23 protein-coding genes, 1 pseudogene and 1 riboswitch are annotated in these 26,125 nt (G+C 70.1%); of the genes and pseudogenes, 12 read left to right on the top strand and 12 right to left on the bottom strand.

The features are described 5' to 3' along the window. The first annotated feature begins 13 nt into the window (after positions 1–13). A complete protein-coding gene (locus CRP49_RS13410; RefSeq protein WP_179851601.1) occupies positions 14–901 on the top strand; it encodes an HAD hydrolase family protein in 888 nt (295 codons plus the stop codon). Between the two features lie 81 nt (positions 902–982). Here CRP49_RS13410 and cydD read toward each other — a convergent pair whose 3' ends face one another. From cydD to CRP49_RS13395, 3 genes are read right to left on the bottom strand one after another with little or no spacing between them, the layout of a single operon-like run. After that, positions 983–4,486, bottom strand: coding sequence for a thiol reductant ABC exporter subunit CydD (gene cydD / locus CRP49_RS13405; RefSeq protein ID WP_097257336.1), 3,504 nt, complete (start codon positions 4,484–4,486; stop codon positions 983–985). Between the two features lie 59 nt (positions 4,487–4,545). Beyond that, complete coding sequence (gene cydB / locus CRP49_RS13400) at positions 4,546–5,556, bottom strand: cytochrome d ubiquinol oxidase subunit II (protein ID WP_097253580.1); 1,011 nt, start codon at positions 5,554–5,556, stop codon at positions 4,546–4,548. 15 nt (positions 5,557–5,571) lie between these two features. Next, complete coding sequence (locus CRP49_RS13395) at positions 5,572–7,080, bottom strand: cytochrome ubiquinol oxidase subunit I (RefSeq protein WP_097253579.1); 1,509 nt, start codon at positions 7,078–7,080, stop codon at positions 5,572–5,574. A 206-nt stretch (positions 7,081–7,286) separates the two neighbouring features. Here CRP49_RS13395 and CRP49_RS13390 point away from each other — a divergent pair, with 206 nt between their 5' ends. Then, positions 7,287–7,661, top strand: coding sequence for a cyclophilin-like fold protein (locus tag CRP49_RS13390; protein ID WP_097253578.1), 375 nt, complete (start codon positions 7,287–7,289; stop codon positions 7,659–7,661). 74 nt (positions 7,662–7,735) lie between these two features. On the opposite strand, the gene hisC is transcribed toward CRP49_RS13390, so the two are convergent. Beyond that, positions 7,736–8,815: a histidinol-phosphate transaminase gene (hisC, locus tag CRP49_RS13385; RefSeq protein ID WP_097253577.1), complete on the bottom strand. Its 1,080-nt coding sequence runs from the start codon at positions 8,813–8,815 to the stop codon at positions 7,736–7,738. Positions 8,816–9,244: 429 nt separating this feature from the next. On the opposite strand from hisC, the gene CRP49_RS13380 reads away from it, so the two are divergent. The 3 genes from CRP49_RS13380 to CRP49_RS13370 all read left to right on the top strand — a co-directional run bounded on the left by CRP49_RS13380 (position 9,245) and on the right by CRP49_RS13370 (position 12,837). Next, a complete protein-coding gene (locus CRP49_RS13380; RefSeq protein WP_097253576.1) occupies positions 9,245–10,357 on the top strand; it encodes a LacI family DNA-binding transcriptional regulator in 1,113 nt (370 codons plus the stop codon). A 357-nt stretch (positions 10,358–10,714) separates the two neighbouring features. After that, positions 10,715–11,791 carry a metallophosphoesterase gene (locus CRP49_RS13375; protein WP_097253575.1) on the top strand — a complete coding sequence of 359 codons (1,077 nt, stop codon included), beginning with the start codon at positions 10,715–10,717 and terminating at the stop codon, positions 11,789–11,791. A 182-nt stretch (positions 11,792–11,973) separates the two neighbouring features. After that, positions 11,974–12,837 (top strand): hypothetical protein, encoded by an 864-nt coding sequence (locus tag CRP49_RS13370; protein WP_097253574.1) that lies wholly within the window; start codon positions 11,974–11,976, stop codon positions 12,835–12,837. Positions 12,838–12,926: 89 nt separating this feature from the next. On the opposite strand, the gene thiC is transcribed toward CRP49_RS13370, so the two are convergent. Beyond that, entirely contained in the window at positions 12,927–14,711 is a 1,785-nt protein-coding gene (gene thiC, locus CRP49_RS13365) for a phosphomethylpyrimidine synthase ThiC (RefSeq protein WP_097253573.1), read from the bottom strand. Next, positions 14,704–14,877, bottom strand: a riboswitch (TPP riboswitch). It overlaps the preceding gene by 8 nt. A gap of 80 nt (positions 14,878–14,957) precedes the next feature. On the opposite strand from thiC, the gene CRP49_RS13360 reads away from it, so the two are divergent. Next, positions 14,958–16,403 carry a YibE/F family protein gene (locus CRP49_RS13360; RefSeq protein WP_097257335.1) on the top strand — a complete coding sequence of 482 codons (1,446 nt, stop codon included), beginning with the start codon at positions 14,958–14,960 and terminating at the stop codon, positions 16,401–16,403. Positions 16,404–16,500: 97 nt separating this feature from the next. On the opposite strand, the gene CRP49_RS13355 is transcribed toward CRP49_RS13360, so the two are convergent. The 4 genes from CRP49_RS13355 to CRP49_RS13340 all read right to left on the bottom strand — a co-directional run bounded on the left by CRP49_RS13355 (position 16,501) and on the right by CRP49_RS13340 (position 18,850). Beyond that, positions 16,501–16,938, bottom strand: coding sequence for an SsgA family sporulation/cell division regulator (locus CRP49_RS13355; protein WP_094218695.1), 438 nt, complete (start codon positions 16,936–16,938; stop codon positions 16,501–16,503). 99 nt (positions 16,939–17,037) lie between these two features. Beyond that, positions 17,038–17,952 (bottom strand): IclR family transcriptional regulator, encoded by a 915-nt coding sequence (locus tag CRP49_RS13350; RefSeq protein ID WP_257033386.1) that lies wholly within the window; start codon positions 17,950–17,952, stop codon positions 17,038–17,040. A gap of 201 nt (positions 17,953–18,153) precedes the next feature. Next, on the bottom strand, positions 18,154–18,366 hold the full coding sequence (locus CRP49_RS13345) for a DUF5326 family protein (protein WP_094218693.1): 213 nt from the start codon (positions 18,364–18,366) through the stop codon (positions 18,154–18,156). Positions 18,367–18,532: 166 nt separating this feature from the next. Next, positions 18,533–18,850 (bottom strand): cupin domain-containing protein, encoded by a 318-nt coding sequence (locus CRP49_RS13340; protein WP_094218692.1) that lies wholly within the window; start codon positions 18,848–18,850, stop codon positions 18,533–18,535. A gap of 60 nt (positions 18,851–18,910) precedes the next feature. On the opposite strand from CRP49_RS13340, the gene CRP49_RS13335 reads away from it, so the two are divergent. From CRP49_RS13335 to CRP49_RS13315, 5 genes are all read left to right on the top strand, one after another. Next, positions 18,911–19,288 carry a phage holin family protein gene (locus tag CRP49_RS13335; RefSeq protein WP_097253571.1) on the top strand — a complete coding sequence of 126 codons (378 nt, stop codon included), beginning with the start codon at positions 18,911–18,913 and terminating at the stop codon, positions 19,286–19,288. A gap of 7 nt (positions 19,289–19,295) precedes the next feature. Further along, on the top strand, positions 19,296–19,787 hold the full coding sequence (locus CRP49_RS13330) for a low molecular weight protein-tyrosine-phosphatase (RefSeq protein WP_097253570.1): 492 nt from the start codon (positions 19,296–19,298) through the stop codon (positions 19,785–19,787). Beyond that, positions 19,784–20,932, top strand: a complete 1,149-nt coding sequence (locus CRP49_RS13325; RefSeq protein WP_097253569.1) for a cystathionine gamma-lyase — start codon at positions 19,784–19,786, stop codon at positions 20,930–20,932. Before CRP49_RS13330 ends, CRP49_RS13325 begins: the two co-directional genes overlap by 4 nt. 217 nt (positions 20,933–21,149) lie before the next feature. After that, positions 21,150–22,055 (top strand): LysR family transcriptional regulator, encoded by a 906-nt coding sequence (locus tag CRP49_RS13320; protein ID WP_097253568.1) that lies wholly within the window; start codon positions 21,150–21,152, stop codon positions 22,053–22,055. An 87-nt stretch (positions 22,056–22,142) separates the two neighbouring features. Beyond that, the gene (locus CRP49_RS13315; RefSeq protein WP_094218687.1) at positions 22,143–22,625 is read left to right on the top strand and encodes an NUDIX domain-containing protein; all 483 of its coding nucleotides are present in this window, start codon (positions 22,143–22,145) and stop codon (positions 22,623–22,625) included. Positions 22,626–22,637: 12 nt separating this feature from the next. On the opposite strand, the gene CRP49_RS13310 is transcribed toward CRP49_RS13315, so the two are convergent. Then, positions 22,638–24,128 carry a globin domain-containing protein gene (locus tag CRP49_RS13310; RefSeq protein WP_097253567.1) on the bottom strand — a complete coding sequence of 497 codons (1,491 nt, stop codon included), beginning with the start codon at positions 24,126–24,128 and terminating at the stop codon, positions 22,638–22,640. A gap of 319 nt (positions 24,129–24,447) precedes the next feature. Then, a pseudogene (locus CRP49_RS47835) lies at positions 24,448–24,579 on the bottom strand (hydrolase); the annotation flags it as partial. Positions 24,580–24,730: 151 nt separating this feature from the next. On the opposite strand from CRP49_RS47835, the gene CRP49_RS13300 reads away from it, so the two are divergent. Continuing rightward, the gene (locus tag CRP49_RS13300; RefSeq protein ID WP_097253566.1) at positions 24,731–25,597 is read left to right on the top strand and encodes a GNAT family N-acetyltransferase; all 867 of its coding nucleotides are present in this window, start codon (positions 24,731–24,733) and stop codon (positions 25,595–25,597) included. 77 nt (positions 25,598–25,674) lie between these two features. Here the strand turns inward: CRP49_RS13300 and CRP49_RS13295 are convergent, their stop codons facing one another. After that, positions 25,675–26,094, bottom strand: a complete 420-nt coding sequence (locus CRP49_RS13295) for a heme-binding protein (RefSeq protein WP_097253565.1) — start codon at positions 26,092–26,094, stop codon at positions 25,675–25,677. Positions 26,095–26,125: the final 31 nt, after the last annotated feature.

Raw genomic sequence — 26,125 nt, 5'->3', positions numbered from 1 at the left:
GGCGTGCTGGCATATGCGTGAGAATGGCCCGGTGACCTCAGCGACCAGACAGCCCGGGACCCCGGCCGCCGCTCTACCGCCGCGGCTGATCGCCACCGACCTCGACGGCACCCTCCTGCGCGACGACAAGTCGGTCTCCCCGAGGACGGTCGCGGCGCTGGCCGCCGCCGAGGCCGCGGGCATCGAGGTCTTCTTCGTCACCGGCCGCCCGGCCCGCTGGATGGACGTCGTCAGCGAGCACGTCCACGGTCACGGCCTGGCGATCTGCGGCAACGGCGCCGCCGTGGTCGACCTGCACGGCGGCCCCGGCGCCCACCGCTTCGTGAAGGTGCGCGAACTGGCCCGGGAGAACGCGCTGGACGCCGTACGGCTGCTGCGCGCCGCCGCACCCGGCACGGTGTTCGCGGTCGAGCAGACGTACGGCTTCCACCAGGAACCGGCCTATCCCAAGCTGCACATGGAGATACCGGACAACCTCCTGCCCGCCGAGGCTCTCCTCGCGGCCGACGGCCCGGACGCCGACCAGCCCGTGCTCAAGATCCTGGCCTACCACCCCGACCTCGACCCGGACGCCTTCCTCGCGCTCGCCCGCCTCGCTGTCGGTGACCGGGCCAACGTCACCCGCTCCAGCCCCAGCGCCCTGCTGGAACTCAGTGGCCCGAGCGTCTCCAAGGCCAGCACGCTCGCCCTGTGCTGCGCCGAGCGCGGCATCACGCCCGAGGAGGTCGTCGCCTTCGGGGACATGCCCAACGACGTCGAGATGCTGACCTGGGCCGGCCAGTCGTACGCGATGGGCAACGCCCACCCGGACGTCATCGCCGCCGCCTCAGGCCGTACGGTCGCCAACAACGAGGACGGCGTGGCGGTCGTGATCGAACGGATGATCGCCGAACGCGTCTGACCCAGCCCCACCGGCAGAGGGTCGCCGGCAGGGCGCCTCACGTTCTGTCGCGGGCACTCGGGCGAGGCACCCGTACGACCGTCACCGCGCTCCCGCCGGCTCCTCCGCCGCCGACTCGCGCAGCACCAGGTCCCGCAGTGGCCCGTCCACGCCGGCCAGCTCCGCGTACCGCCCCCGCTGCACCACCCGGCCGGCGTCGAGCACGACCACCTCGTCGACCGCGTCGAGCCCGGCCAGCCGGTGGGTGATCAGCAGGGTCGTACGGCCCTCTGTGGCGGCCAGCAGGTCCGCGGTGAGCGCGTCCGCCGTCGGCAGGTCCAGGTGCTCAGCGGGCTCGTCCAGGACGAGGACCGGGAAATCGGCGAGGAGCGCGCGAGCCAGCGCGAGGCGCTGCCGCTGCCCGCCGGACAGCCGCGCCCCGTGCTCGCCGACGAACGTGTCCAGCCCGTCGGGCAGCCCGTCCACCCAGCCCAGCAGCCGGGCCCGGGCCAGCGCGTCGCGCAGGTCGGCCTCGGTGGCGTCCTTCTTCGCGAGCAGCAGGTTCTCGCGCACGCTGCTGTCGAAGAGGTGCGCGTCCTGCGCGCACAGCCCGACCAGCCGTCGTACGTCGTCGCCGGCCAGCGCGTACGCGTCCACACCGGCGAGCGTGTACGAGCCCTCGTGCGGGTCGAGGAACCGCAGAAGCACCTGGGCGAGGGTCGTCTTGCCGGAGCCGGAAGGGCCGACCACGGCGATCCGGCGGCCCTGCTCCAGCATGAGGTCGAGTCCCGCGAGCGCGTCCCGGTGCTGCCCCGCGTGCCGGGCGCCCAGGCCCCTCACCACGACCGGGAAGGGCGAGGCGGGCGCCTGCCGGGGCTGCTCCGGCTCACGTACGGGCTCCGGGGCGTCCAGTACCTCGTACACGCGCTCCGCGCTCCGGCGCACCCGCTGCCGGTAGCGCACGGCGAGCGGCAGCCCCAGTACGGCCTCGAAGGCGGCCAGCGGGGTGAGGACCACCACCGCCATCGCCACGCCACCGAGCCGGCCCGCGGCCACCGCCTGGGCGCCGAGCAGGGCGGAAGCGGTGACGGTCAGGCCGGAGATCAGCGCGGTGAGCCCGTCACCGAGCGCGGTGACGGCGGCGGCGCGCGAGGCGATGCGGGTGAGCGTGCCGTCGGCCTGCCGGGCAGCGGCGGTACGGGCCGGCAGCGCGCCGGCGACGGTCAGCTCGGCGGTACCGGTGAGCAGGTCGGTCACCCGGGTCGCGAGCACTCCACGGGCGGGCGCAAGCCGCCGCTCGGTCCGCCGGGCCGCGGCCGAGGTGACCAGGGGGACACCGACACCGGCCGCGAGGAGCCCCGCCGTAAGGGCCGCTCCGGCCTCGGGCAGCAGCCAGGCCGTGAAGGCGACGGAGGCGGTGGAGACGGCAACCGCGACGCCGGCGGGCAGCAGCCAGCGCAGCCAGTAGTCCTGGAGCGCGTCGACGTCGGCGACCAGCCGGGAGAGCAGATCGCCGCGGCGGGCCGTGCGCAGCCCCGCGGGCGCCAGCCGCTCCAGCCGCCGGTAGACGGCGACCCGGGTGTCGGCCAGCATCCGCAGCACGGCGTCGTGCGACACCAGCCGCTCGGCATACCGGAAGACGGCCCGCCCGATCCCGAAGGCCCGCGTCGCCGTCACGGCCACCATCAGGTACAGCACCGGCGGCTGCTGCGAGGCCCGCGAGATGAGCCATCCGGAGGTGGCCATCAGCCCAACGGCACTACCGAGCCCCAGGCTCCCGAGCAGCAGAGCGAGCAGAAGCCGACCACGCCGGGGACCGGCCAGGCCCCGGACCCGGGCAAGCGCACTCCGATATCGCGTCGGGGGCTGCTCTGTCGGGCCACTTACCAGGTGACCGAGTCGGGTGGCGGGTGGGCTGAGGCGGGCGTCCATCAGCCCCCTGGGAGGCTGACTGCCACTCCGGGCCGCCATCGGTTCCGCCCCCTCCAACCGCACCACCCGGTCCGCCACGGCAAGAAGCGCCGGCCGATGTACAACGAGCAGCACCGTGCGGCCCACCGCAAGCCGTCGCACCGCCGCCACAACATCCGCCTCGGTAGCCCCGTCCAGCGCCGCGGTCGGCTCGTCCAGCAACAGCACGGGCCGGTCGGCGAGGAAGGCCCGGGCCAACGCGAGCCGCTGCCGCTGCCCTGCGGACAGGCCGGCCCCGTCCTCGCCGAGCACCGTGTCGGCCCCCTCGGGCAGCGCGTCCACGAACTCCAGCGCGCCCGCATCCCGCAGCGCCCGGCGCACGGCGGTGTCGTCCGCGTCGGGCCGGGCCAGGCGGACGTTCTCGGTGATGGTCCCGGCGTACAGGTGCGGCCGCTGCGGCACCCACGCGATGCGCGACCGCCACTCCTCGATGTCGACGTCCGCGAGATCGGCTCCCCCGACCCGCACCCGGCCCTCGGCGGGCCGTACGAACCCCATCAGCACGTTCAGCAGCGTCGACTTGCCCGCGCCGCTCGGTCCGACCAGCGCCAGTGTCTCGCCGGGCTCGACGGTGAACGACACGTCGGTCACGGCATCCGCCGACCGCCCCGGATAGCGGACCGTCACGCCGTCGAAGGCCACCGGGCCCTCGGGCGCCACGGTGGTGCCGGACGCCGGTACCGGCGTCTCCAGCACGGCGAAGATCTCCTCTGCGGCGGCCAGCCCCTCCGCCGCCGCGTGGTACTGCGCTCCCACCTGGCGCAGCGGCAGATACGCCTCGGGCGCCAGCACCAGGATGACCAGGCCGATGTACAGGTCCATGTCGCCGTGCACCAGACGCATGCCGATCGTCACGGCGACCAGCGCGACCGACAGCGTGGCCAGCAACTCCAGCGCGAACGAGGAGAGGAACGCGATCCGCAGGGTCCGCAGGGTGGCCTGGCGGTACTCACCGGTGATCCGGCGGATGGACTCGGCCTGCGCCTTGGCCCGGCCGAACACCTTCAGCGTGGGCAACCCGGCGACCACGTCCAGGAAGTGGCCCGACAGCCGGGACAGCAGCCGCCACTGACGGTCCATCCGGGATTGGGTGGCCCAGCCGATCAGCATCATGAACAGGGGGATCAGCGGCAGGGTGCCGACGATGATCGCCGCCGACACCCAGTCCTCGGTGACGATCCGCGCCAGCACGGCCACCGGGACGACCACCGCGAGTCCCAGCTGGGGGAGATAGCGCGAGAAGTAGTCATCGAGGGCGTCGACCCCACGGGTGGCCAGGGTGACCAGCGAGCCGGTGCGCTGCCCGCTCAGCCACCCGGGGCCCAGCTGAGCGGCGCGCTCCAGCAGCCGCCCCCGCAGCTCCGACTTCACGGCCGCGCTCGCCCGGTGCGCCGCGAGTTCGGTGAGCCACGCGACAACCGCTCGTCCCACGGCCACGGCCGCCAACAGCATCAGGGGAGTTCGCAGTTCAGCGACTGACTGCCCGTGCTGGAACGCTCCGACCACCACCTCGGCGATGAGCATCGCCTGGGCGATGACCAGCCCGGCCCCGAGGGCGCCGAGGCCGACGACCGCCACCAGGAAGAGACGGGTGGCGCGGGCGTAGTGCAGAAGGCGTGGATCGATTGGTTTCACGTGAAACATGCCCTTCGGCCCAGAGGGTGTGTTTCACGTGAAACACACCCTCGGTGGACTCAGTGTGCGGCAGCGTCAGGAGCGATGTGCTGCGTGCCGATCCGCTTGCGGAACACCCAGTAGGTCCAGCTCTGGTAGAGCAGAACGATCGGCGTGGCGATGGCCGCGCACCACGTCATGATCTTCAGGGTGTACGGGCTCGACGAGGCGTTGGTGACCGTCAGGCTCCAGTCCCCGTTGAGCGTGGACGGCATGACGTTCGGGAAGAGCGACAGGAAGAGCATCGCCACGGACGCCACGATGGTCACGCCGGACAGTGCGAACGACCATCCCTCGCGCCCCGCCTGATTGGCCACCAGAGCGGCCACTAGGGCGGCGACGGCCACGATCAGGGCCACCAGGCTCTTGCCGTCACCGTTGTCGGCCTGCGTCCACAGCAGGAAGACGAGCGCCAGGACGGCCGTGACGAGACCGACCCGCAGTGCCAGCTTCCGTGCCCGCAGCCGGATGTCCCCGACGGTCTTCAGCGTCGTGAAGACCGCCCCGTGGAAGGTGAAGAGCGTCAGCGTCACCAGACCGCCGAGCAGGGCGTAGGGGTTGAACAGGTCCCCGAGGGTGCCGACGTACTCGAAGTGCTGGTCGATCTTCACGCCCCGCACGATGTTCCCGAAGGCCACGCCCCACAGGAACGCCGGGATGAGCGAGGTCCAGAAGATCGCATGCTCCCAGTTGCGCTGCCAGTTCTCCTCGGGCCGCTTCGCCCGGTACTCGAAGGCCACACCCCGGACGATCAGGCAGACCAGGATGACCAGCAGCGGCAGATAGAAGCCGGAGAAGAGGGTGGCATACCAGTCCGGGAAGGCGGCGAAGGTCGCACCGCCCGCCGTGAGCAGCCATACCTCGTTGCCGTCCCAGACGGGCCCGATGGTGTTGATCAGCACCCGGCGCTCGGGCCGGTTCCGGGCGAGCAGCTTGGTGAGGATGCCGACCCCGAAGTCAAAGCCTTCCAGGAAGAAGTAGCCGGTCCACAGGACGGCGATGAGGACGAACCAGACATCGTGAAGTTCCATGACTGTCCCCTCGGCCTAGTACGAGAAGGCCATCGGCTTGTCGGCGTCACGGGTGTCGCCGCCGATCTTCGTGGGCGGGTTGAGGTCGGCCTCGGTCAGCTCGGGCGGGCCGGCCTTGACGTACTTCGCGAGCAGCTTGACCTCGACGACGGCGAGGATCGCGTACAGCGTGGTGAAGACGATCATCGAGGTGAGGACCTCGCCCTGGGAGACACCGGGGGAGACCGCGTCCCGGGTCTGCAGGACGCCGTAGACGACCCACGGCTGACGGCCCATCTCGGTGAAGATCCAGCCCCAGGAGTTGGCGATCAGCGGGAAGGCCAGGGTCCAGATCGCGATGCGCCAGTACCAGGTGGTCAGCTGCGGGCCGAGCGCCTTGTTCCTGAACAGCACCAGGTGCGGCACCTCGTCGTCGCCGACCCTCAGGTGCTGCGGCAGCATGAACTTCTTCCGGGTCAGCCACAGTCCGGCGAGGCCGATGGCGAAGGAGGTCATGCCGAAGCCGATCATCCAGCGGAAGCCCCAGAAGGCCACCGGGATGTTGGGCCGGTAGTCACCGGGCCCGAACTTCTGCTGCTCGGCCTTGTTGACGTCGTTGATGCCGGGGACGTACGAGGTGAAGTCGTCGTTGGCGAGGAAGGACAGCAGGCCCGGGATCTCTATCGCGACGGTGTTGTGGCTCTTCTCGACGTCGCCGTAGGCGAAGATCGAGAACGGCGCCGGCTTCTGGCCGTCCCACAGCGCCTCGGCGGCGGCCATCTTCATCGGCTGCTGCTTGAACATGACCTTGCCAAGCACGTCACCGCTGACCGCGGTGAGCAGGCCGGCGATGACCACGGTGACCAGGCCGAGCCGCAGCGAGGTCTTCATCTCGCGGATGTGCTTCTTGCGGGACAGGTGGTAGGCCGAGATGCCGACCATGAAGGCGCCGCCGGTCAGGAAGGCCGCGGAGAGGGTGTGGAAGGCCTGGCTGAGCGCGGTGTTCTGGGTCAGGACATGCCAGAAGTCGGTGAGCTCCGCCCGGCCCTTCGCCTTGTTGATCCGGTAGCCGACGGGGTGCTGCATCCAGGAGTTGGCCGCCAGGATGAAGTACGCCGACAGGATCGTGCCGATCGAGACCATCCAGATGCAGGCCAGGTGGATCTTCTTCGGCAGCTTGTCCCAGCCGAAGATCCACAGCCCGATGAAGGTGGACTCGAAGAAGAACGCGATCAGAGCCTCGAAGGCGAGCGGGGCACCGAAGATGTCACCGACGAAGCGCGAGTAGTCGGACCAGTTCATGCCGAACTGGAACTCCTGGACGATGCCGGTGACCACGCCCATCGCGATGTTGATCAGGAAGAGCTTGCCCCAGAACTTCGTCGCCCTGAGGTACTTCTCCTTCTCCGTACGCACCCAGGCCGTCTGGAGCCCCGCGGTGAGCGCGGCCAGGGAGATCGTCAGCGGGACGAACAGGAAGTGGTAGACGGTGGTGATGCCGAACTGCCAGCGCGCCAGTGTCTCCGGCGCCAAAGCCAATTCCACGTCGTCAGCTCCTTACTCCGCCGTGGTAGCGGCAGCTTGCCCCATTTGTCACGCGCATCACGGGAGCAACCGGACAAGCTTGTGAACGCGTTCACATTCACAAGCCATTATGACGCACTGATTTTCGGCGAACGAAGGGGGGTCCCCCCTCTGCCGCCGCGTCAAGGTCTTGGCAGCGACTTCAACATCTTGTTGAATTGCGCGCCATGCAGATACGTATTTCCTGGCCCGCGGGCAACACCACCGCGACCCTCGACGACACACCGACCGCCCAGGCCCTGGGCAAGGCCCTGCCGCTCGCCTCCACCGCCCACACCTGGGGCGAGGAGGTCTATTTCGATACAGGTGTCTCTGTTTCACGTGAAACAGACGCCCGGCAGGTCGTGGAGCCGGGCACGGTGGCCTTCTGGACGGACGGCGACGCCCTCGCCCTCCCCTACGGGCCCACGCCCATCTCGCGAGGCGACGAGTGCCGGCTCGCGAGTCCGTGCAATGTCCTGGGTCGCCTGGACGGGGACGCCGCGATCCTGGCGACCGTGCGGGACGGCGACCCCGTACGCGTGGAACTGATCGACGAGTAGGTACGGAACGACGAGTAGGCCCCGCGCACGCGAGGCCCACCCGGAACCGCTTCGGTGCTCCCGACGGAGCCCGCTCAGATCTCCTTGTGGAACGCTTCCGCCACCTTCAGGAAGATGTCGTTCGCCTCGGTCTCGCCGACCGTCACCCGCACACCCTCGCCCGGGAACGGCCGGACCACCACACCGTGCTCCTCGCAGGCCGCCGCGAACGCGACCGTGCGCTCCCCCAGTCGCAGCCACACGAAGTTGGCCTGGGTCTCCGGCACCGTCCAGCCCTGGGCGCGCAGCCCGTCGACCACGCGCGTGCGCTCGCACACCAGCGAGCCGACCCGGCCCAGCAGCTCGTCCTCGGCCCGCAGCGAGGCGATCGCCGCCTCCTGCGCGAGCTGGCTGACACCGAAGGGCACCGCCGTCTTGCGCAGCGCCGCCGCCACCGGTTCGTGCGCGATCGCAAAACCGACGCGCAGCCCGGCGAGGCCGTAGGCCTTGGAGAACGTGCGCAGGACGCAGACGTTGGGCCGCTTCCGGTACAGCTCGACACCGTCGGGCACCTCGGGGTCGCGGATGAACTCCCGGTAGGCCTCGTCCAGCACCACCAGCACATCACTGGGCACCCGGTCGAGGAACCGTTCCAGCTCGGCCCGCCGCACCACCGTGCCGGTCGGGTTGTTGGGGTTGCAGACGAAGATCAGACGGGTCCGGTCGGTGATCGCCTCCGCCATCGCGTCCAGGTCGTGCACATCGCCCGGCGTGAGCGGCACCGGCACCGACCGGGCGCCGCTGATCTGCGTGATGATCGGGTACGCCTCGAAGGACCGCCAGGCGTAGATCACCTCGTCGCCGGGACCACTGGTGGCCTGGATCAGCTGCTGGGCGACACCCACCGAGCCGGTGCCGGTGGCCAGGTGGGAGAGCGGGACACCGAAGCGCTCCGACAGCTCGTTCATCAGCCCCGTACAGGCCATGTCCGGGTAGCGGTTGAAGTTGGAGGCGGCCGCGGTCACGCTCTCCATCACACTGGGCAGCGGCGGATACGGGTTCTCGTTGGAGGACAGCTTGTAGGCGACCGGCCCGCCGGCCGCGGCAGGCTTGCCCGGCTTGTAGGTGGGGATACCCTCCAGCTCGGCGCGCAGCTTGGGGCTCGTCTCGCTCACCGCAGTCCTCCTCGTGACCACCGGCGGACCGTCGACGCCGCCGGCTTCCAATACTCCACACCTTATGAGGATTCGGCGCCCCTGCGAACAGGTGCGGGACAGCAAGAGGCAAACCTCATCGATCCCACAGGCATCAGGGGCATCACCAGACGAAGGCGTACGTATCGGGGGGCGCGCCCCACATATATCTATGCGCCGGTGGCTCGCGCCGTGGCGCGCATCACCCGTGAAGGTGAGTTGAGACCTCTTCGAGACATCGAGCACTTGGCAGGCCCATGCGCGTCGACAAGTCACGTCTTACCATGAGAGCGCTCAACTTCCTTACTTTCTAAGGCAGTTGGGATGCTATGACCATGCAGAAACGTGCCTGTCAACGCGTGCATATGCGTCCGCACTACCCCACCGCATGAGCCCTACTATCGGCTCGCCATGACAGCAGCAGGGAAGCACCAGGTGAGCCGCGCGGAAACCTCACGTCGAGGCAGTCGGCCGGGCCGGGCGGGCATCAGAGACGTGGCCGCCGCCGCCGGAGTCTCCATCACGACCGTCTCTGACGCCCTCAACGGCAAGGGCCGGCTCCCGGATGCCACCCGACGCCATGTCCGCGAGGTCGCCGACCGGCTGGGGTACCGCCCCTCGGCCGCCGCCCGCACCCTCCGTACCGGCAAGTCGGGCCTGATCGGCCTGACCGTGACGACGTACGGGGATGAACCTTTCACCTTCACAGAGTTCGCCTACTTCGCCGAAATGGCCCGGGCCGCGACCTCGGCCGCGCTCGCCCGCGGCTACGCCCTGGTCATCCTGCCCGCGACCTCCCGCCACGACGTGTGGTCCAACGTGGCCCTGGACGGCACGGTCGTCATCGACCCCTCCGACCAGGACCCGGTGGTCAGCGAACTCGTCCGACAGGGGCTGCCGGTCGTCTCCGACGGCCGCCCGGCCGGCTCGCTCCCGGTCACCGCCTGGGTCGACAACGACCACGAGGCCGCCGTCCTCGGCATCCTCGACCACCTCGCCGACGCGGGCGCCCGCCGGATCGGCCTGCTCACGGGCACGACGACGGACACCTACACCCATCTGTCGACCACGGCCTACCTGCGCTGGTGCGAGCGCGTCGGCCAGGACCCGGTCTACGAGGCCTACCCGGCGCACGACCCGTGCGCGGGCGCCGTCGCCGCCGACCGGCTGCTCGCCCGCCCCGACCGCCCGGACGCCGTCTACGGTCTCTTCGACCCCAACGGCACCGACCTGCTCGCCGCCGCCCGCCGCTACGGCCTGCGCGTCCCGGACGACCTGCTGCTCGTGTGCTGCAGCGAGTCCACGGTGTACGCCAACACCGAGCCGCCCATCACCACGCTCTCCCTGAAACCGCGCCGGATCGGCACCGCGGTGGTCCAGCTCCTCATCGACGCCATCGAGGGCGTCGAGTCGGACCAGCCCGTCGAGCAGGTGATACCGACCGAGCTGATCGTGCGCACCTCGTCCCAGCGGCGTCCCCCGCGCACGACCGTCAGCCCGCCGCGGACCCCGGAAGAGGGATAGCGGGGGTATCGCAGGCGGGCATGCCTGGCGGACGGGTCGGATCACCCGCTGCGGCCTGAGGGCCGGGGTCCGAATCCGGGCCGCCGGGCTCCGCCGTCTCGCTGCACGCGGCTCCGCAGGCCGCCAAACGGGTCGGTCGACCGTCCAGCCGTGCGGCCGACGCCTGATGGGCAGCCGGTCGAACCCCTGCCCAAACGGGGCGAAAGCCGCGGTGAACTGGAGTCTTGCTCCGATTCACTACCCCTGGGTCATCACACGGCGCGACGCGCATTCCTATGATGGGCCCACGACACCGCTGGCCGCTGCGACCAGGCAGTCCGAAGCGGTGCAGCTGCGGCGCGATGGTGGAGGGGTCTGATGACTCAGGGGGCCGGTCAGGGACCCGAGGTGGAGCGGACGGCGACGTTGCGCGACTTCCGGGTACCCGCTTACGTCCACGAGACCGGTCCGTACGTCCAGACCCACCCCGGTGACAGCCTCCCGCCCGTGGACGAGGCGTACCCCGAGGGCTACACGCCCACCCAGCGCGACCTGCCCGTCATCAACCGCGGCGACACGCTCCAGGTCCCCGTCGAACCGGTCCCCGCCGCTCCGGCCGAACAGCCCACGGCCGGCCCCGGTCCGCTGTACGTCGTCGGCGACGTCCACGGCTACCTGGACGAACTGGTGGCCGCCCTGCAGGAGAAGGGGCTGATCGACGCCTCCGGCCAGTGGTGCGCGGGCACCGCCCGGCTGTGGTTCCTCGGCGACTTCACCGACCGCGGCCCGGACGGCATCGGCGTCATCGACCTGGTGATGCGGCTGTCCGCCGAGGCGGCCGCGGCCGGCGGCTACTGCAAGGCCCTCATGGGCAACCACGAGCTGCTGCTACTCGGCGCCAAGCGCTTCGGCGACACCCCCGTCAACTCCGGCGCGGGCACTGCCACCTTCCAGGCGGGCTGGCTGCTCAACGGCGGCCAGAAGACCGACATGGACCGCCTCCAGGACCACCACCTGCAGTGGATGGCCCGCCTCGACGCCGTCGAGGAGGTCGACGGCTACCTGCTCGTGCACTCCGACACCACCGCATACCTCGACTACGGCGACTCGATCGAGGCCGTCAACGACACCGTCCGTGAGACGCTCACACGCAACGACGCGGACGAATGCTGGGACCTGTTCCGGAAGTTCACCAAGCGCTTCTCCTTCCGCGACGAGGGCGGCGCCGACGCCGTACGCTCCCTGCTCGATACGTACGGTGGCACCCGCATCGTTCACGGCCACAGCCCCATTCCGTACCTGCTCGGCGAAGTCGGCTCCGAGGACGGCGAGGAGGGCGGCGGGCCGGTCGTCGAGGGACCGCACGTCTACGCCGAGGGACTCGCCATCGCCATGGACGGCGGAGTGACCATGGCCGGAAAACTGCTGGTCCAGCAACTTCCCCTGGATATCTGAGCGTTCCCGGGGCAGGCGCACCCCATACCGCATGAACGCAGGTCGGCACGCAAATTCCGGCAACCCCCTGTCACCGTGTGCCGTCACGGCTCTACCATCGGCTTATCCGTAGCAGGCTCCCCTCCGTTTCTGCCCGACGGCTCGCCGGCATGCGAGCCCCAAGCCCTACGGAGCATCGGGGGATGCACATGAACAGCGTTCCGCAGCACCTGCTGAGCGAGGACCGCCAGGAATTCGAGCGGATCCTCGATGAGGCGCTGCGCTCCGCACCACACCGACCGGAACTGGCCGCTGTCGGACAGCGGCTGAACCCCGAACAACTGCGCACCATGGCCCTCAACGCCACCGCGCTCATCACGGCCGCCGTGGCGACCGAGTACCAGCACTACGTGAAGGCCCGCGAGGAACTGCGCCACCCGGCGCCGTCCACCCCCGTGGCCGCCCGCGATTCCGGTTCCGTCGAACCGGGTGCGGACGCGATGGGGCTCGCCGCCGGCATCGGCGAGGCCGCCGAGACGACCGGTGCGGGCGCCATCGCCGTGATCGCGGTGCTGGCTCCCGTCCTCGCCGGGACCGCCGCGGCGATCTTCCTGCTCGTCGGCTACATCCTGAGAATGCTGGCCCCCGGCCAGGCCTTCGCCCAGACCATGCTCACCGCGGGCTGGGTGTTCGGCGCCGTGGCCGCGGCCGCGATCCTCGTCGCCGCGGTCGGGCTGCTGCTCACGGCCCTGCGCAACAGCGCCGCGGCGGAAGCCGGAACCCACGACGCAGCGAGCGAGGAGGTGGCCAGGGCCAGAGAGGCCTGGCGGGACGCCCTGCTGGAGCGCGGCATCCTGCCGTTCCTGCGGGACGCACTCGCCCAGCCCGGCGCGGCCGCCCTGCACCGCGCGGCCCCGCCGGCCCCGACCGGCCGCATGCCCCGTCTGGGCTACGACCGGCCCGGCTTCAGCAGCCCCGACGACGGCGCCGCCTCCGGCCGTCCCAGCTTCACCAGCCCGGACTACACGAGCCCCGACTTCGGTGGCCCGGAACACCAGCCGGAATAGCCCGGCTTGCGCCCCGGCCAGGGGCGCGGCCGGACACCCGGCCCGGAGACGCTCGCACGTCTCCGGGACCGACGGTCACCGCGGCGGGATCAGTCGGCGAGCGGCAGGTACACCCGGTTGCCCGCTGCTGCGAACTCCTTCGACTTCTGGGCCATGCCCTCCTCGATCTCGGCCCGGCTGCCGCCGTGTTCGCGGCGGATGTCCTGCGAGATCTTCATGCTGCAGAACTTCGGCCCGCACATGGAGCAGAAGTGGGCCGTCTTGGCGGGCTCGGCCGGCAGCGTCTCGTCGTGGAACTCCCGTGCCGTGTCCGGGTCCAGGGCGAGGTTGAACTGGTCCTCCCAGCGGAACTCGAAGCGGGCGTCGGACAGCGCGTCGTCCCACTCCTGTGCTCCGGGGTGCCCCTTGGCGAGGTCGGCCGCGTGCGCCGCGATCTTGTAGGTGATGACGCCGGTCTTGACGTCGTCACGGTTGGGCAGGCCCAGGTGCTCCTTGGGCGTGACGTAGCAGAGCATCGCCGTGCCCCACCAGGCGATCATCGCGGCACCGATGCCGGAGGTGATGTGGTCGTACGCCGGAGCAACGTCCGTCGTCAGCGGGCCGAGCGTATAGAACGGAGCTTCATCGCAGATCTCCTGCTGAAGGTCGATGTTCTCCTTGATCTTGTGCATCGGGACGTGTCCCGGGCCCTCGATCATGGTCTGTACGTTGAAACGCTTGGCGATCCGGTTGAGTTCCCCGAGCGTGCGCAACTCCGCGAACTGCGCCTCGTCGTTGGCGTCCGCGATGGAACCGGGGCGCAGGCCGTCGCCCAGCGAGTACGTGACGTCGTAGGCGGCGAGGATCTCGCACAGCTCCTCGAAGTTCTCGTACAGGAACGACTCCTTGTGGTGCGCGAGGCACCACGCGGCCATGATCGAGCCGCCGCGCGAGACGATGCCGGTCTTGCGGTTGGCGGTGAGCGGCACGTACGGCAGGCGCACGCCCGCGTGGACGGTCATGTAGTCCACGCCCTGCTCGGCCTGCTCGATGACCGTGTCCTTGTAGATCTCCCAGGTCAGTTCCTCGGCCCTGCCGTCGACCTTCTCCAGCGCCTGGTAGAGCGGCACCGTGCCGATGGGGACGGGGGAGTTGCGCAGCACCCACTCGCGGGTGGTGTGGATGTTGCGGCCGGTGGAGAGGTCCATGACCGTGTCGGCGCCCCACCGGGTCGCCCAGGTCATCTTCTCGACCTCCTCCTCGATGGAGGACGTGACCGCGGAGTTGCCGATGTTGGCGTTGACCTTCACCAGGAACCGCTTGCCGATGATCATCGGCTCGATCTCCGGGTGGTTGACGTTGGCCGGCAGCACCGCACGGCCCGCCGCGATCTCCTCGCGGACCACCTCGGGAGAAACGTTCTCGCGGAGGGCCACGAACTCCATCTCGGGCGTGATCTCGCCGCGGCGGGCGTACGCGAGCTGTGTGACGGCCTTGCCGTCACGGCCCCGGCGCGGCTGACGCGGGCGCCCGGGGAAGACCGCGTCCAGGTTGCGCAGCCCGCCGCGCGGTGAGGTGTGCTTGATCCCGTCGTCCTCGGGACGGACGGGACGGCCGGCGTACTCCTCGGTGTCGCCGCGGGCGATGATCCAGTTGTCCCGCAGCGGCGGCAGGCCCCTGCGGACATCTGTGTCGACGAGTGGATCGGTGTACGGGCCCGATGTGTCGTACAGCGTGACCGACTGCCCGTTGGTGAGGTGCACCTGGCGGACCGGCACGCGCAGGTCGGGGCGGGTGCCCTCGATATACGCCTTGTGCCAGCCGATGGACTTCCCGGCCTCCTGGGACTTGTCGTCCTGGACGGAGGCAGGCGTGCGTGCGTCCTTGTTGGTCATGAGACCTACTCCCTACGCCGGCATTACCCGGTAACAGGTTCGGCGGTCGACGCAGCGGTTTCCGTCTGCCGATGTTTCCCGTGAAACCACGTTCCACGTGAAACATCGCGAATACGGAGGTCAGCGTCCTCTCAGCCCGGTGCTCCGAGCTCCCGCGTGTGCAAAGGTGCCTCCACGCTAGCGTCAATTCGGGCGCGGTGACCAGAGGGCCCCTGGCGTTCTTGCGATGATCTGGCGGTGACCACCATGGAGCAGTACCCGTACCCGCCTTCCGAACCGCCGCGCGGAGGCGGTTCCGGACAGGGCGACGGACACGGCCATGACGGCGACGGACACGGGCACCAGCACGTCCCGGGCCCTGGCCACGGCCACGGCCACGGCCACGGCCACTCGCACGGTCACAGCCACAGCCACGGACCCGCCGCGCCGGTCTCGAAGCATCTGCGCAAGGTCATCGCGGCGATCCTGATCCCGTTCGCGGCCGCGGTCGTGGTCGGCCTGGTGGTGCTCTGGCCCGGGGGAGCCCCACCGCACGAGCGCACGGGCGTCGGCTTCGACCGCCAGACACAGCAGGCCACGGTCACCAAGGTGGTCGAGGTGAGCTGCAAGTCGGTGAACGCCTCGGGGGACACCCCGACCGGAGACACCTCCACCGCTGAGGGCAACTCCGCGCAGCAGGAGGCGAAAGGTACCTGCAAGAAGGCGACGGTCCGGGTCGACACCGGCAACGACCAGGGCCGTACGTTCACCGAGATCGTGCAGCCCGACCAGTCACGGCAGTTGCACCAGGGCGAGAAGGTCGTGGTCGCCTACGAGCCCTCGGCGCCGAAGGACCTGCAGTACTCCGTCACCGATGTGAACCGCAAGTTCCCGATGGCGCTGCTCGCGGGGATCTTCGCGCTCGCCGTCGTGGTGGTGGGACGGATGCGCGGTGTGATGGCGCTGGTCGCGCTGGCGGTGAGCTTCATGGTGCTGACGCTCTTCATCCTGCCCGCGATCCTGCAGGGCTCGAATCCGCTGCTGGTGGCCGTCGTCGGGGCGAGCGCGATCATGCTCATCGCGCTCTACATGTGCCATGGACTGTCGGCCCGTACGTCGGTGGCGGTGCTCGGCACGCTGGCCTCCCTCCTGCTGATCGGCGTCCTCGGCTCGGAGTTCATCGACTGGGCCGCGCTCACCGGCAACACGGACGACAACACCGGTCTGATCCACGGCCTGTATCCGTCGATCGACATGAGCGGTCTGCTGCTGGCCGGCGTCATCATCGGTTCGCTGGGCGTCCTGGACGATGTGACGGTGACGCAGACCTCGGCGGTCTGGGAGCTGCACGAGGCCAATCCGGCGATGGGCTGGCGCGGGCTGTACCGGGCGGGCATCCGCATCGGCCGCGACCACATCGCCTCGGTGGTCAACACCCTCGTCCTCGCCTACGCCGGCGCCGCGCTGCCGCTGCTGCTGCTGTTCTCGATCGCACAGAGCAGCGTGGGCACGGTGGCCAACAGCGAACTGGTGGCCGAGGAGGTCGTGCGCACGCTGGTGGGCTCGATCGGCCTGGTCGCCTCCGTCCCGGTCACCACCGCGCTCGCCGCCCTGGTGGTGTCGGCCGACCGGCCGGGACCGGACGCGGCGGCCCCCGCCGGGGCACAGCCCGCTCCGGCGCGCGGCGGCAGGGGCCGACGCCGGAAGCGGTGAGCGGGGCCCGGCAGGGGCCGGAAGTCCACTGAAGAAGCGTTCCTGCACAGTCACACGCGGCAGGGCAGAGCGCCTGGCGCCCCGTCGCCGCAACGCCTCAGCCGGCGCTCTGCTCCTCGGCCAGGATGCGGTCCAGGGCCTCGTCGAGGTGGGCGTCGAAGTCGGCCAGCGCGCCCTCCTGACCGAGCGGCACGAGCTTGTCCGTGCGGTCGAGGAAGGCCACGAGCGGCGGCGCCGAGGAGCGGAACATGGCCTGGTCGCCGCCGACCTGAAGCCGGATCAGCACCTCGCCCAGCACCTCGGAGTCGACGGGGGCGATGTGCACGTCCCCCTCGCCGCACGGCCGCCCGACCCCGTCGATCAGCAGCTCGCGGCCGAAGGCCCAGGTCACCGGGGCATCTCCGGGCAAATGGAAGGTCAGCCGCACGGCATAGGGATCACAGGTCTCATAACGCAGCTCCACCGGAATACGGAAGGAGAGTTCCTCCGACACGAGAAAGCTCATCATGACCTCTGCCTGTACGGATTCGCGCATCGCCTACCCCGTCAAATGACATGGACTGGCCGGGATTGATCCCTCGACCGTGGGTCAAATCTTGCTGAACGTACACGACAGATCACAAGGAGTGAGTTTTCAGATACTGATAGAGAGCATCAACGCCCCCAGATGGCGCCCGATCTCGGTCTGCAACCGTTGGGCGGCGGGCAGCAGCCGGTCGGCCTGGTGGGCGGGGAGCGAGATGGCCATCGTGGCCGCCGTGGTGCCGACCGTGATCGGAATCGCCGCGCAGACCGTCCCGAGCGCGTACTCCTGACGCTCCACCACCGGCTCCATCCGCGGCATCCGGTCCAGTCGGCGCAGCAGGGCATGGTTGTCGCGCACGGTGTACGGGGTGATGGACTGCACCGGATAGCGGGTCAGGTGGTCCCGGCGGGCGTCCTCGTCCAGCTGGGAGAGCAGACACTTCCCGATCGCGTGCGCGTGCCCCGTCTCACGGAAGTCGGCCCACTCCTCGACCGCGGGAGTCTCCCGCGAGTCGGAGACGCACATGACCTCGATCTCGCCGTCCCGGTACATCGCGTAGTACACCGGAGCACCGATCGAATCGCGCCAGTGCGCCAGGGTGTCGGCCACCGTGCTGCGACGTTTCTGCTGCGCTCCGCTGCTGCTCAGCCGCTCGGCTGCGTCGCCCAGGAAGAACAGCCCTTTCTCACGGCGCAGATAGCCCTCGTGCACGAGGGTGCGCAGCAGGTGATAGGTCGTGGGCAGGGCGAGGCCGGTCTCGCGGGCGAGTTGCTTGGCGGGGGCGCCGTACTCGTGTGCCGCGACGGTCTCCAGCAGGCGCATCGCGCGCTGCACGGATCCGATGAGGGTCGCGGCGGACGGTTGACCCGGGACGTCCGCGGAGTGCGAGGGTCCGGGGAGGGACGCGGCGCGTGGCTGTCCCGGGACGGTCGCGGCGGGTGGCCGCTGCAGCGGGGGTGTGCAGGAGTGCGGCTGGGCGGGGGGTGCGTGGGGTTCTGCCGGTGCGGTGTCAACCGTGGCCAAGGGTCACTCCCGTAGCGCGAGGGTGGGGGCAGCCCGTGCGGTGAGGCACGGGTGGGGGTGTACGCCGCCAGCGGGGCCCGGCCCCGCGTGGGGTTCCGGACTCTAACCGCCCGCCACCGCGTGCAGACGGCCTGCCGGGGAAACTTCCCTCCCCCGAGGGAACCGGCGATTCGCGTTACCGCTCACCGGCTCCCGCGTCCCTCACCAGTCGCTGCGCGACGAGGAGTTCGACATGAACTTGCGCACGATGTAGATCAGTCCGCCGACCAGCGCGACGAAGACCAACGCCTTGAAGAGCAGGCCGATCACGAATCCGACCACGGTCGCTATCAGGCTGCCGAAGACGACCAGGGCGATGACCGGCACCGCGACCCACTTCACCCACCACGGCAGCCCCGCGAAGATCTCTCGCATTGCCCTCGTCCTTTGCGTTCCGGTGCGTTCACGGCGTACTGCGCGCTGTCGTGGACGCAGTTCTCGATGTCTGCACTCGATGCTAGGGCCGCCAGAGGGTCCCGCGGGGGCCTCGCACCCCTTGTCCTCCCCTGAGCCTCCCCCTAGGGAACCCCGAGGGCCGGCCTCAGGCCTCAGGCGGAGAGAAGACGACCAGAACCCGCAGATCCTCGCTGATGTGGTGGAACTTGTGGGCGACACCGGCCGGCACGTACACCACGCTGCCCCGCGCCACCTGGGTGGTCTCCTCACCGACCGTGATCGACGCGCGACCGCTGACGACGAAGTACACCTCGTCCTGATTGTGCGGCCGCTGTGGATCGTGCTCGCCCGCGTTGAGGGCGTACAGGCCGACCGACATGTGCCGCTCCCGCAGAAACTGCAGGTAGGCACCTTCGTTGGCGGCGCGCTCCGCCTCCAGTTCGTCCAGCCGGAATGCCTTCATCGCCGTTTGCCGCCCTCGCCCCACTGCTCGCCGTCGATCTGGTCTGCCACGATCAGACACATGAAGAATTTCGTAGTCAAGACGATCGCCAACGCGGGCGCACTGGCGGTCGCCGTGTGGCTGCTCGACAAGATCACCCTCACAGGTGACAGCACGGCCAAGAAGGCCGGCACGCTGATCGTGGTCGCGCTGATCTTCGGCCTGGTGAACTTCCTGGTCAAGCCGATCGTGAAGGTGCTCACCTTCCCGCTGTTCATCCTCACCCTCGGACTGATCACCCTGATCGTCAACGCGCTGATGCTGCTGCTGACCTCCTGGGTGTGCGGCAAGCTCGACCTGAGCTTCCACGTGGAGGGATTCTGGACGGCCGTGCTCGGCGGTCTGATCATCTCCATCGTCTCGTGGGCGCTGAACCTCCTCCTGCCCGACGAGGACTGAGCCGGCCATGACCTACCGCGTCTGTTTCGTGTGCACCGGCAACATCTGCCGCTCCCCGATGGCCGAGTCCGTCTTCCGCGCGCGCGTCGAAGAGGCCGGTCTCGAGGACCTGGTGGAGATCGACAGCGCCGGCACCGGCGGCTGGCACGAGGGGGATGCCGCCGACCCGCGCACCGTCTCGGTCCTCGACGAGCACGGCTACGGCACCGAGCACGTCGCACGTCAGTTCCAGCCCTCCTGGTTCGCCCGCCTCGACCTGGTGATCGCCCTCGACTCCGGCCATCTCAAGGCCCTGCGCCGCCTCGCGTCCACCGAGGAGGACGTCCGCAAGGTGCGCCTGCTGCGCGCGTACGACCCCGCGGCCGGCGACGACCTCGACGTGCCGGACCCGTACTACGGCGGCCGGGACGGCTTCGAGGAATGCCTTGAGATGGTGGAGGCGGCGAGCACCGGTCTGCTCGCCGCGGTACGGGAACAGCTGGAGGGACAGGCCGCATGAGCGACCCCGGCAAGGACGCGGACCGCATCGGCGACGGCACGCGCACGGTACGGGCCGGACTCCCCGAACCCGTCAAGAACGAGCCGACCCTGCCCGGACCGGTGTTCGCCGCGCACTTCCACCTGCCCGGCGAGGTGACCGGACCGTACTCCTACGGCCGTGACGACAACCCCACCTGGACGCTGCTGGAGCGTGCCATCGGGGAGCTGGAGGCGCCCGGGCAGGACGACGTCGAGACGCTGGTGTTCGCCTCCGGCATGGCCGCGATCTCCTCGGTGCTGTTCTCCCAGCTGCGCGCCGGAGACGCGGTCGTCCTGCCCTCCGACGGCTACCAGGTGCTGCCGCTGGTCCGCGCCCAACTGGAGGCCTACGGCATCGAGGTGCGCACCGCGCCCACCGGCGGCGACGCCCAGCTGGAGGTCCTCGACGGCGCGCGGCTGCTGTGGATCGAGTCGCCGTCGAACCCGGGGCTCGACGTGTGCGACATCCGGCGGCTGGCCGAGGCGGCACACGCGCGGGGCGCCCTGGTCGCCGTCGACAACACCCTCGCCACCCCGCTCGGGCAGCGCCCGCTGGAGCTGGGCGCCGACTTCTCCGTGGCCAGCGGCACCAAGCAGCTGACCGGGCACGGTGACGTCCTGCTGGGCTACGTCACCGGTCGCGACGCCGAGGCGATGGCCGCCGTACGCCGCTGGCGCAAGATCGTCGGCGCCATCTCCGGGCCCATGGAGGCCTGGCTCGCGCACCGCTCCGTCGCCACACTCCAGCTGCGCGTCGACCGGCAGAACGCGACGGCCCTCGCGGTCGCCGAGGCCCTGCGGCAGCGGCCCGAGGTCTCCGGGCTGCGCTATCCGGGGCTGCCCGACGACCCTGCGCACAAGGTCGCCGCCCACCAGATGCGCCGCTACGGCTGCGTGGTCTCCTTCACGCTGCCCCCGCGCGCGCGAGCCGAGCGTTTCCTGGAGGCGCTGCACCTGGTCGAGGACGCGACGAGCTTCGGCGGTGTGCGTTCCACGGCCGAACGCCGCGGCCGCTGGGGCGGAGACCCGGTCCCGGAGGGATTCATCCGGATGTCTGTCGGCGCCGAGGACCCCGAGGACCTGGTGGCGGATGTGCTGCGGGCCCTGGACGAGTCCGCCGAGTGACCGGATCAGAGGCCGCCCGACCCGCTCTGCGGCGGTCCGAGCCTCCCCCCTCGTGGCTCGGACCGCCTTCGGTTCCGCGCGCGAAGAACCGCGCGAACAAGGCTAGTTGACTCTCTGTCAGTGTCCAATCACGGTAGCGACAGAGACCTATCGACTTATTTATAGTTGGTGCCTGCCTCGGGAGCCGGAGGAGGGCAGGGAGAGGGAAGGGCGTGCCATGGATCTGGCCTTGCTGCGCACGTTCGTCACCGTGCACCGGGCCGGTTCTTTCACCCGCGCCGCCGCTCTGCTGGGCCTCTCCCAGCCGGCCGTCACCTCCCAGATCCGCACCCTGGAGCGGCAGTTGGGCCGCCCCCTGTTCCTGCGGCAGGCCCGTGGGGTGACGCCCACGACCATCGGCGACGAACTCGCCCACAAGGCCGCGCCGCACCTCGACGCCCTGGTGGAGATAGCGGAGAGCGGCCTGGACGACGAGTCCTCGTTACGGACGCTGCATCTGGCCGGCCCGCCGGAGTTCACCGCCGAACGCGCGCTTCCCGCCCTGACGGAGCTGACCGGCGACGACGGCCAGGGCTTCGCACTGCGCGCCTCCTTCGGCACCGCGGAGGAAGCACTGGAGGGGCTGGCCGCGGGACACCACGACCTGGCCATCAGCACGGTCCGGCCGCGCGGCGCCCTCCTGACCGCCACCGCACTCTGCGACGAGGAGCACATGCTGGTCGCCGCCCCGCGCTGGGCCGAGCGGATCGGCCCCGGAGCGCTGCGCCTCAAGGGAGCGCTCGCACTGGAGAACCTGCCGGTCGTCGAGGTCCACGAGTCGCTGCCCTTCGTCTCGCGCTACTGGGCCTCCGTCTTCGACTCACGCCCGGCCGCCTCCGGCACAGTCATCGTCCCCGACCTGCGCGCGGTGCTCGCCTGTGCGACGGCGGGCGCCGGACTTGCGGTGCTTCCCCGCTATCTGTGCACCCCCGGCCTCGAGCGCGGGGAGATCATGACGCTGCACGACCCCGCGGTGCCGCCACTGCGGACGTACTTCCTGGCGGTGCGCACCGGAACGCTCGCCATGCCGCATGTCGCGCGGGCGCACGAGTGGCTCCTGCGGGCGGCCGCGAGCTGGTCCTGAGCCTCCACTCCGGGGTTTTACGCGGTGCGCTCGGGTGGTGGCGCCATGCGATGTTTCACGTGGAACCAGCCGGGCCACATTTCTCCCATGACCGTCCGACCCGTGGTCAAGCGCACCGCCCGTGCCGTTCTCCTGGACGGTGACGACCTGATCCTGATCAAGCGCACCAAGCCCGGTGTCGATCCCTACTGGGTCACTCCCGGTGGCGGGGTCGAGGCCGCGGACCCGACCGTCGTCGACGCTCTGCACCGTGAGGTGTACGAGGAACTCGGCGCCAAGATCACCGACGTCGTGCCCTGCTTCGTGGACACCGTGGAGCACATCGGCGAGGACGGCGGCGCGACCGGAGTGAAGGTGCAGCACTTCTTCGTCTGCCGGCTGGAGTCCATGGACCCGTCGCTGCGCCACGGCCCCGAAGTGGAGGAGCCGGCAGGTGAGTACGAGATCGTCCGTATCCCGTTCACCCGGGTCGGCATCGCCTCCGTCCACCTCGTGCCGCTGTCGCTGCGGCACTATCTGGACGGCAATATCGAGGGCGTCCGCGCCATGCACGCCCCCGACCTCGGGTAATCGGTCGGCCGGTCAGTTCCCGACGACGACCAGCTCCTCGACCGAGTCGTGCCGTATGCGGTCCGAGGGAATGCCGATGTCCCGCAGGGCGTGGACCCCGCTGCGGATCATTCCGGGCGGGCCCGAGAGGTAGGCGTCGTACTCGTTCCAGGGGCCGTACTCCCGTATGGCGTCGGGAAGCTGGAGATGGGCCAGCTGATCGATGATCGCCCGTACGGAGAGCCACGGGTGATTCTGCTGGAGCCTGAGCATGGTGTCGATGTCGTACAGGTCGTGGTCGGTACGGGCGCCGTAGAACACCTCGACCTGACGGCGCCGGCCGTGCTCGGCCACGTCCTCGACGAGGGCCTTGATGGGCGCTATGCCGGTGCCGCCACCCAGGCAGAGCAGCCCGTTGTCGGTGGTGTGGTCGACGGTCATCGAGCCGGCCGGCGGGCCGAGGCGTATGACGTCTCCGGGCCGGGCGCGGTGCACCAGCGCGTTGGAGACCCAACCGGCCGGGACGGCCTTCACATGGAACGTCAGCAGGCCGTCCGAGCGGGGCGCCGAAGCGAAGGAGTAGTGCCGCCAGACCCGTGGCCACCAGGGCGTCTCCACGCTGGTGTACTGCCCGGCGAGGAAGGGGTAGGGCTGGTCCGGGCGGACGGTGACGACCGCCACATCGGGGGTCCTGAGGTCGTGCGTGACGACCTCGGCGTGCCACCAGGCCGGGGCGCGCAGTTCGTCCGCCGCCGCGGCGTCGATCATCACCTGGGAGATCGTGGTGTAGGCCCGCACCCAGGCCGCCTCGGTCTCCGGGTTCCAGATGGCGGAGGCGTACTTGCTGAGGGCGCCGATGAGGCATTCGCCCACGGCCGGATAGTGCTCGGCGCGCGTGCCGTACTTCCGGTGTCCGCGTCCCAGGTTCTGCAGGTAGTCGACGAGTACCGGCTTGTTGTCGATGTGTTCGGCCGCGGTGAGCAATGCTTTCAGCAGCCGGTCCCGCTGGGCGTCCATCGCCGGCGGGAACATCGGGCGCAGTTCGGGGTGGCGGACGAAGAGGAGTGCGTAGAAGTAGGAGGTGACCTTGTCGGCGACCGGGGCGATCTCGGCCATCGTGCCCCGGATGACGAGGGCGTCCGGGGATGCCTCCTCGACGACGGGCGGCGCGGAGCGCTGGGCGGGCACGCGCTGCGGCTCGGTCGCCGCGACGACCGGGTGTGAAGGCTCGTAGGCCACTGCCGGCTGGAGGCTCGGAGGGCTGGGCGGGGCTGGTACTAGCGGCTCCGCGGGCTGCTCGGTGGGGGCGTCAGGAGCGCGGTGGGCCACGGGAGCGTCGGACCCGGGGCGAGCGGCGCCCTCCCGGTTCGGCCGACCCACCGGGCGTACCACGGCCGGCCTGCGTCCCTCGGCCGTCTCCTGATCACCGTCCGGCGGCGGGGTCGGAGGCGCCTTGCGCGGCGTGAACCAGCCGCCTCCGCCCGCTATGCCGTTCTCCCCCGACGTGGTGGTCGGAGCGTCCATGGTGCCCTCGCCTCGAACATCTCTCGGTCGGTCTGCGCACCTCCTCCTCGGAAGGTGCATGCTTTCCCCCGGCGGGCGGCCAGCCGTAGCACTGCCGCAGCATCCCATCCTGACCGGATGCTGCGGCCGTATACCCGGAAACGCGGTTTTCGATCTCTTCGTCCCGTTAGGCTGCCTGCCCTGCTCTCGGCCCGCACGGGATGCGTGCACTCCATCCCGGACGTGAACCGGAGTCGACCCTACCGGCCGTCGCCATGCACACAAGTCCCCCCTTGCTTCCCCATGGAACGGGCAAGGGGCGAACCATGACGTCTCTCAACTACCGGACGTGTGTCACCAATTCATAGGCATCCCACAGATCACGGCCGGTGTAGGAGTATGCGGCAAGTCCGGCCGGATGCCCGTCCGCAGTGACCGCGACGGAAACCGGTACAACAGCAAACAGTTCCTGTCCGACGACGAATCGGGCCACCCTCCGTCGATGTTTCACGTGAAACACGCTCTCGACGGTCTGCGCGAGTGGCCACGACATGGCCAAAAGCACCTGCGTATGCATTGAAACGGGTGGACGTCAGGGGTTCCGGTCGGACAGCCTGACCTGCGTGCCGACTCCTTCCCTCGCTGCCCTGCCCGTCCGCCGACTGACGCTCCGCGATCTCACTGCCTGCGCCGACTTGTCCGAAGATCGGGGGTGGCCACGCGAGGAACACAAGTGGGGCTTCCTCCTCACAGCCGGCAAGGGCTACGGCATCGACGACCCCGACGGAGGGCTCGTCGCCGCCTGCGTCGTCACGGAGTACGGCTCTTGGGAGCGGTCGGAGCTCAGCGCCATCGGCATGGTCCTGGTCGCCGAGCGCCACGCCCGCCGTGGCGTCGGACGCCGCCTGATGCGGCATGTCGTAGCGGCCATGGGCACCACACCTCTGACCTTGCATGCCACGCCCTACGGGCGCCCGCTCTACGAGGAACTGGGCTTCAAGGTCACGGGCCGGGCGGAGATGGTGGTGGGGAACTTCATCCCCGGCGGGCCGGAATACGGGGTGGCGACCCGTGCTGCCACCGCGGAGGACCTGCCTTCGATCCTCCGTCTCGACGAGGAGGTGTTCGGCGTCGATCGCACGCCCCTCGTCACCCGTCTGCCCGCCTTCGCCGACCAGCTGCGCGTGGCCGAGGACGGCGGCCGGATCATCGGCTACACGGCTGCGTGGCCCAACATGGACACGCATGTCGTCGGCCCGCTGATCGCCCGGGACACCGAGACGGCCAAGGCCCTCATCGCCTCGCTCGCGGCCCGTACAGACCGTCCGCTGCGCACCGACATCGACGTACGCCACGAGGAGCTGCTGGCCTGGGCCAAGGCACGGGGGTTGGCGTCCGTGGCTTTCAACGCGGTCATGACCTACGGCATCACGGACCTGCCGGGGGACTGGACGCGCCGGTTCGCGCCGCTGACGGTCGCCGCCGGCTGACCGGTCGCACGGCACACGCCGGCCCGCACCGCACCAGGGCGGCGAGGGCCGGCGTTGTCATGTCTCGGAGCGTGCGGTCAGACGAGCGCCTGGACGGCCGCGGTGGCGAAGCCGTGGTCCTGGTCCGGGGCACCGCCGCCGACGCCGATCGCGCCGATCAGTCGGCCGTCCCGGTGGACAGGAACACCGCCCGCGATGAAGAGCAGGGGCCGGTCGAGGGCCGTGGGCAGCGTGTGGAAGAGACCGCCGGGCTGGACGGCGTCGACGAGGTCGGCGGTGGCCGCGTTCAACTGAAGCGCGGTGTAGGCCTTGCGGGTGCTGGTCTCGCCGGAGATCAGCACGGCACGGTCGTCCCGGCGGAAGGCGAGCAGGTGGCCACCGGCGTCCAGGACGGTGACGCTGACGGTGACTCCGGCCTCCTCGGCCGCGCGACGGGCCGTGACGACGAGCAGCTCGGCGTCCTCGATGGTGAGCGGGGCGACGGCGGTGGTGCTCATGGAGCGTTCTCCTTGGTGCGATACGTGCGTG

It is taken from the genome of Streptomyces sp. Ag109_G2-15 (genome assembly GCF_900215565.1).
GTDB lineage: Bacteria > Actinomycetota > Actinomycetes > Streptomycetales > Streptomycetaceae > Streptomyces > Streptomyces diastatochromogenes.
The sequence above is the reverse complement of the archived record's forward strand: the minus strand, read 5'-3'. Positions and strand labels throughout refer to the sequence as shown.